This is a genomic window from Cedecea sp. B1(4) (genome assembly GCF_059414925.1).
On the sequence record NZ_JCAHMZ010000207.1, the window covers coordinates 1 to 325 of the forward strand.

1 pseudogene is annotated in these 325 nt (G+C 56.3%); it reads left to right on the forward strand.

The features are described 5' to 3' along the window. Nucleotides 1-310, forward strand: a pseudogene (locus tag ACR6JA_RS22635) (carbamoyl-phosphate synthase domain-containing protein); the annotation flags it as partial. Nucleotides 311-325: the final 15 nt, after the last annotated feature.

A 325-nucleotide genomic window follows, 5' to 3' on the forward strand; every position in this document is an offset into this window, starting at 1 on the left:
GCCGCTGATTGCCAGTAACTTCAGAAGTCAGGAAGACCTTTCTTCTTACCTTAAGCGCCATAACATCGTGGCGATTGCCGATATTGATACCCGTAAGCTGACCCGCCTGCTGCGTGAAAAAGGTGCCCAGACCGGCTGCATCATCGCGGGCGATAACGTAGACGCGGCACTCGCGCGGGACGAAGCGAAAGCATTCCCTGGCCTGTACGGCATGGACCTCGCTAAAGAAGTAACCACGAAAGAAGCGTAGACCTGGCAGCAGGGGAGCTGGACGCTGGAAGGCGACCTGCCGGAAGCGGCAAAAACCGAATAGTTACCTTTCCAC